Origin of the sequence: Streptacidiphilus sp. MAP12-33, assembly GCF_041261265.1 — a bacterium.
GTDB lineage: Bacteria > Actinomycetota > Actinomycetes > Streptomycetales > Streptomycetaceae > Streptacidiphilus.
In genome coordinates this window covers 21915-27914 of sequence record NZ_JBGCCA010000062.1, presented here as the reverse complement: position 1 = coordinate 27914, position 6000 = coordinate 21915, and the positions used below count along the sequence as shown (strand labels likewise).

General features: G+C 75.2%; 5 protein-coding genes and 1 pseudogene. 3 read left to right on the top strand and 3 right to left on the bottom strand.

The window, feature by feature from the left end; translation table 11 throughout:
- The 3 genes and pseudogenes from ABH931_RS38515 to eccE all read right to left on the bottom strand — a co-directional run.
- Positions 1-1101, bottom strand: a pseudogene (locus ABH931_RS38515) (hypothetical protein); the annotation flags it as partial.
- An 88-nt stretch (positions 1102-1189) separates the two neighbouring features.
- The gene (locus tag ABH931_RS38510) at positions 1190-1984 is read right to left on the bottom strand and encodes a hypothetical protein (RefSeq protein ID WP_370124439.1); all 795 of its coding nucleotides are present in this window, start codon (positions 1982-1984) and stop codon (positions 1190-1192) included.
- Entirely contained in the window at positions 1984-3336 is a 1353-nt protein-coding gene (gene eccE / locus ABH931_RS38505; RefSeq protein WP_370124437.1) for a type VII secretion protein EccE, read from the bottom strand. The genes ABH931_RS38510 and eccE overlap by 1 nt, the downstream gene beginning before the upstream one ends.
- Positions 3337-3569: 233 nt before the next feature.
- On the opposite strand from eccE, the gene eccB reads away from it, so the two are divergent.
- The 3 genes from eccB to ABH931_RS38490 all read left to right on the top strand — a co-directional run bounded on the left by eccB (position 3570) and on the right by ABH931_RS38490 (position 5992).
- The gene (gene eccB, locus ABH931_RS38500) at positions 3570-5117 is read left to right on the top strand and encodes a type VII secretion protein EccB (protein ID WP_370124435.1); all 1548 of its coding nucleotides are present in this window, start codon (positions 3570-3572) and stop codon (positions 5115-5117) included.
- 202 nt (positions 5118-5319) lie between these two features.
- Positions 5320-5631, top strand: coding sequence for a WXG100 family type VII secretion target (locus ABH931_RS38495; protein WP_370124433.1), 312 nt, complete (start codon positions 5320-5322; stop codon positions 5629-5631).
- A gap of 64 nt (positions 5632-5695) precedes the next feature.
- Positions 5696-5992 carry a WXG100 family type VII secretion target gene (locus ABH931_RS38490; protein WP_370124431.1) on the top strand — a complete coding sequence of 99 codons (297 nt, stop codon included), beginning with the start codon at positions 5696-5698 and terminating at the stop codon, positions 5990-5992.
- The last annotated feature ends 8 nt before the right edge of the window (positions 5993-6000 follow it).

Genomic DNA, 6000 nt, shown 5'->3' with positions numbered 1-6000 from the left:
CACGCCGCCTTCGGCGGGCGCGGGGAAGGGGGGCGGCGCGGTGCCGGGGCTTGCGAACGGCGCGGGTGCGCCGGGTGCCGGGAAGGGCGGGACGCCGCCCTCAGCCGTGGACGGGAACCCCGGCACGCCGCCTTCGGCGGGCGCGGGGAAGGGGGGCGGCGCGGTGCCGGGGCTTGCGAACGGCGCGGGTGCGCCGGGTGCCGGGAAGGGCGGGACGCTGTCCTCGCCCGGGGCGGGGAACGGCGGGATGCCGCCTTCGGCCGGTGCACCCGCAGGCGCGAACGGCGCGGGGGCGCCGGGCGCCGGGAACGGCGGCACGCCGCCCTCAGATGGGGCGGGGAACGGCGGGATGCCGGCGTCGGCCGGGGCGGCGGGCGCGGGGAACGGCGGCACGCTGCCTTCGGCGGCTGCGGCGGGGGGAGGGAACGCTGCGGGTGCGCCCGGGGCTGGGAACGGCGGGATGCCGGCGTCGGCCGGGGCGGCGGGCGCGGGGAACGGAGGCACGCTGCCCTCGGCCGGGGTGCCCGGGGTCGGGGCCGGGACGGCGGCGGGCGTCGGGGCGTTCGGCGCCGGTGACTGCGGGAGGACCTCGGGCGTGCTCGGCGTCGGGCCGGGCTGCGGCGCGGTCTCGGACGGCGCGCTCGGGAAGGCCGTGTCGCCCGCGGCCGGGCCGACGACCACGGCGGCAGCCGCCCCGCTCTCCGGGGCCGAGGCCGGGGTCGCGGCCGGGTAGCCGGGCGCCTGCGGCGCGACCGGCGCGACCGGCGCGGGCGGGAAGGGCCCGGCGCCCGCCGCCGGTGCGAAGCCACCGGCATGCGGGGGGCCGGGGGCCGGGAACGCGGGAGACGGCGGGCCCAGCGGGACGCCGCTCATCTGCGGGGGCGCGAACGCGCCGTGCTGCGCGCCGGGTTCACCCGCGGGCGGGGACGGCGGCGGCGGGTAGCCGCCCTGATGGGGGACGGCCGGCGGGGCCTGGCCGCCCACTTGGGGGGCGTTCTGCATGTACCAGGCGGGAGGCGTGTAGTCAGGTGCGTCCGACCACTCCTCGTCCTCGTCAGGCGCCTGGTCGCCGACGTAGACGTCGTCGCGATCGCTCGTCACAGTAACTCGCCTTTCGTTCGCCTCGCGGACTCCCAGACTAGCCGCCGGTCCGGACCACCCGGGAGCCCCGTCCCGGGCGGGCGGGAAGCTAGTCCACGCGGCGGGCCTGGCCCAGGACCTGGGCCTCGGAGGAGGTGGGGCCGCCCTGGACGAAGGCACGGGAGCGGCGGTTGGTCCACAGGGTCACGCCGTCACCGAGGTTGGGGAGGGCGGCCTCCTCCTGCGCGGGCAGGTCGAGGACGTGCGCGATCTGGGACGCCTCCTGCGGCGCCACACGCTGGACGCCGACCAGGTCCGCCTGGGAGAGCAGACGGTCCGCGCCGTCGGCGAGGTAGGGGAGGAGGGTCAGCATCGCCTGCCAGGGTGCGGCCGACAGGCGGGTGCGGGCGGGCCGGGGGCCCGCGTCGCGGATGACCAGCACGGGGCCGGCGACGGAGGCGCCCTGAGGCCCGAGGCGGCCGAGGGGGTGCACGGTCATGCACGGCTGCCCGCCGCCCGCCGCCTGCGCGACGGGGCCCCAGGCCTGGCCGCGGCCGGTCTCGACGGCGACGCGGGCGCCGGTCGCCGCCGCGCGCAGCGCGATCAGCTGGGCCGTCCACACGCCGCCGACCAGGACGACGTGGTACGGGCGCGGGCGGAACAGGCCGAGGACCGCCGGCTTGCCGTCGCCCTCGGTGCCCACCAGGACGCCGTCGCCGCCGACAGGCAGATTGACGGCGCCGAGCTGGTCCGCGCTCAGGACGTGCTGTTCCCGGCGCGGGCCGGGCAGGCCGAAGCCGGCGAGGGCGCGGCCGAGCAGGCCCGAGCCGCCCTGGCCTGCGGAACCGGAACCGGAAGCGGAACCCGACGCGGACGCGGAGTTGCGGGGCGTGGAGATGGCCATCAGCGAGTCCCCCCGAGCGGCAGCGTCGCGAGGACGCCCGGTACCTGTTCCAAGTCCAGCCCGACCAGCGAGATTCCGGCGCTGCGCGCGCGGGTCTCCAGCTGGCGGCCGGTCGTCGCCAGTTCGCTCTCGCCGCGGACCGTGACCCGGACGTGGCCCTCCAGCGCGACCGCGCCCGCACCGGCCGCGCGCAGCGTCAGCGAGAAGCAACTGCCCAGCGCGGGCGTGTTGGTGAGCAGGTGGACCAGCTGTGCGGTGCCGTCTCCGCGTAGGGCCGGCCAGCGGCCGATCCAGTAGCTGCGGTGCCAACGGTCGTCGCACTTCCACGCCTTGGTGGTCTCCGCGCTGCGGCGGGGCGCGCCCGCGCCGGACGCGGGGGAGCCGGAGCCGCCGCGGGTGACGGCGACGGGGTTGGGGCAGGTGGCGGTGCCGATCGCGGCGGTGACCTGGCTCGCGTCGAGGACCGTGGCGCGCAGCCCGGACTGCATCAGCCGGGAGGCGAGTTGGTCGACGCCGCGCTGCAGCGCCTTGCGGGCGCCCGTCTCGCCGCCGCCCCGCGCGGCGATCGCGCTGCGGCAGCGCTCCGGGTCGAGCCGGACGGCGACCCAGGTCAGCCGCAGGCCGGGGGTGGTGGAGCCGTCCGGGAGCTCGCGGTAGGCGCGGGCGGCCAGGGCCGTCTCGGGCAGGTGCGGGGCGGGCGCGGGCTGCGCGTACTGGAGCAGCTGGACCGAGTCGAGCACCACGTCGTCCGCGCGCAGGCCGTCCGCGAGGAGACGCAGTGGCAGCGGGAACGCGTCCGCCTGCGGGCGCAGCGGGCGGTCCGGGGTCTCGACCTGGATCAGCGCGCTGAGGAAGGTGCCGTCGCCGACCATGCCGATCTCACGGCGCTCGCGGCGCGACGGCCCGGTGCCGCCGTCGGCCTCGACGGTGTGCGCGACGACGCGCAGCGCGGGCTCGCACTCCAGTACCGGCGCCAGCGCCGGGTCGACGTCGGGGCCCTGCGGGGCGAGTGCGGCGCGGCGGGCGCGACGGCGGAAGGCGGCGCGGGCGCGCAGCATGTCGACGAGGGTGAGCCCGCCGAACCGCAGCAGCACCGGAACCAGCAGCAGCACCCCGACCACGCCGCCGACGACGAGGGTGATCCGGCCGTGGGTCCAGCCCAGCAGCAGCGCCGCGGCGATGGCCTCGACGAGGATCACATGGGTCAGGCGGACCGGTCCGAGCAGGCCGGGGCGCGGGCGGACCCGCGGGGTGGCCGAGCCAGGTGCGGTCGAGGGCCGCGCGTCCGGCGCGCCGCCTCGCGGCCCGGTGGGCGCAGGCGGTGCGTGGCGCGTGGCGGTCTGACTGGGCATCCCCCGAGCACCCCTTCGAGTCGTCAGCTGTGTCGCGAGTGCAGCTTTCCGGAAAAGCACTCCGAAGCCAAACCGCGTGCCGCGGCGGGACCCGGGGCCGGTCGGTCGAACCCCGGTCCGGTTGGCTGAGCGCAACACGGTACCCGTACCGTACGTACCGCACGTGCGCGGTGCCCGTGGGACCGTGCCCGGGAGTACGCCGAGGACGTCCGAGGACGGGGGAGAGCAGCGGGATGGCTTCACGCCGAGATGAGCTCAGCGCATACACGTTCGCACGCAAGCGCACGGTGGCCGCGTTCCTGCGGCCGACCGGCGGGGGGAGCGTCGAGGACGCCCCACGCGCGGTGCGGGCGATCGTGCCGAGCCTGGTACTGGGAGCCCTGGCGGTGGCGGGGTTCGGTGCCTACGGCATGCTGCGCCCCTCCGCGCCCAAGGGCTGGGACAAGGCGAACGCGGTCATCGTCGACAAGCAGACGACGACCCGTTACGTGATGCTGAACGGCGTGCTGCACCCGGTGCTGAACATGTCCTCGGCCCGGCTGCTGCTGAGCAGCGGCTCCGGTGTCGAGTACATCGACGACTCGGCCCTCAACTCGCCGTCGGTGGCCCGCGGTGCGACGGTCGGCATCCCCTACGCCCCCGACAGCCTGCCCACGGCGGCGGACGCGGGCGCGGCCAAGACCTGGGCGGCGTGCGACCGTTCGAGCGGGGACCCGACCGCGACCGTGGGTCAGCGCCTGTTCGTGCTGGGCGGTGCGCAGGCCGGGCTGGTGTCCTCGGGCAAGCTGCTCCCGTCGAACCAGGCGCTGTACGTGCAGACGCCGGACGGCCTCTCCTACCTCGTGGACGCCTCCGGCCTCTACCACCAGCTCCTGCCGGAGAAGAACGACAAGGACGGTCGCCTGCTGGCCACGGCGGTGTTCGGCGTCTCGGCCGGCATGCCGCAGCAGGTCACCACCCAGTGGCTGAAGGCGCTGACGCCGGGCAGCCCCGTTTCTCTGCCGCGCCGGCTGCTGACGGGCTTCGGCACCGCGTACGCCGGCTCGGACCTGGGCGGGAACCAGTACCGGATCGGTGACCTGCTCAAGGTCGCCGACAACGGCACGACCGTGCACTACGTGCTGATGCAGGACGGCCCCCACCGGATCAGCGACTTCGCCCGGCGCCTGGTCGAGGCGATGCACGGCACCGAGGCCGAGTACGACGCCAACCAGTTCAAGCTGCTGAACTCCAACGTGGTGGCCCCGTTCGCGGCGGACCTCAACTGGCCCAGGCAGGAGGTCTCGCAGGCCAACACCGGGGACGCGAACGGAGCCGTGGCCGCCTGCGCGGTCTACGGCGGGCAGATGGGCCAGAGCGGTCCGCAGCTGGGCGTCTGGCTCGGCCAGGACTACCCGGTGGGTGGGGCGCAGACCTCCGGCACGGCCGGGGTCTACGTGACGCCGGGCACCGGTCTGCTGCTCCAGGCCGTCGCCGGCGCGGCGGGCGGCGGCGGCAAGATGTTCCTGCTTACCGACACCGGGCTGCGCTACCCGCTGCAGATGAACAGCGACGGGAACAGCAGCAGCGCCGCGGCGGGCCAGTCGGGCCAGGCGGGTGCCGCGGGCGCCACGGGCGCGGACGGCAGCTCCGCCGGGGGCTCGGGCCAGAGCGACACCCCGGCCGCGCGCCTGGGCTACGGGCAGGTCAGTCCGCTCCCGGTGCCGCTGGGTTGGACCGAGCTGGTGCCGACCGGACCGTCCCTCACCACGGACGCGGCCCGGCAGGAACAGGGTTCCTGACGCCATGACAGCCCGACGGCGGCCGGGGACCGCTTGGTGACGACTTCGTGACGATGTCCTGACCAGATTGTCCACAGGCCGGTGTTGGGTGTGTCGGGCGAGAGGACTAGAGTTCTACGGGACATCACCGCTCGGGTGATGCCGACCGGGGGGTCCGACGCACGACTCCCGGTCGCCATCTGTCTCATGGGGGACGGTGCACATGTCGGGTCAGTTCAGGACTACCGCCGATGAGATGCGGGCCTTCTCCGCCCGGATCTCCGAGGTCAACGCTCAGATCCAGCAGGAGCTGAACCGTCTGAACAACGTGGTCAGCGGTATCACCAACGGTTGGCAGGGCACCGCTGCGTCCTCCTACCACCAGCTGCAGGACAAGTGGAACCAGGACGCGGCCAAGCTCAACCGCGTGCTGGGCGAGATCAAGGACGCGATCGACAACACCTCCTCGCAGTACACCGCGACGGAGCAGGAGCAGCACGCCGGTCTGAGCCGGATCACCTCGGCCCTCGGCTGACGCCGGGTCCGTTCCGCCAGTAGCCGTTCACCGCTCACGTACTGCCCCGAAGAGGAGAGTCATCATGGCCGACCAGGGTCACATCCTTGTCAATTTCGGCACCGTCTCGCAGGCCGCCGCCGACGTCCGCCAGACGGCGTCCACCGTCCAGGGTCAGCTCGACGACCTGCGCGCGGGTGTCCAGCGCATCTCCCAGTCCTGGGAGGGTTCCGCGAAGGAGGGCTACGACGCCCGCCAGCGCGAGTGGGACCAGGCCGCGGCCGACCTGCACTCCGTGCTGGTCCAGATCGCCGGTGCCCTCGACAGCGCCGCGCAGAACTACCAGGCCACCGAGAGCCGCAACGCCCAGATCTGGCACTGATCCGTATG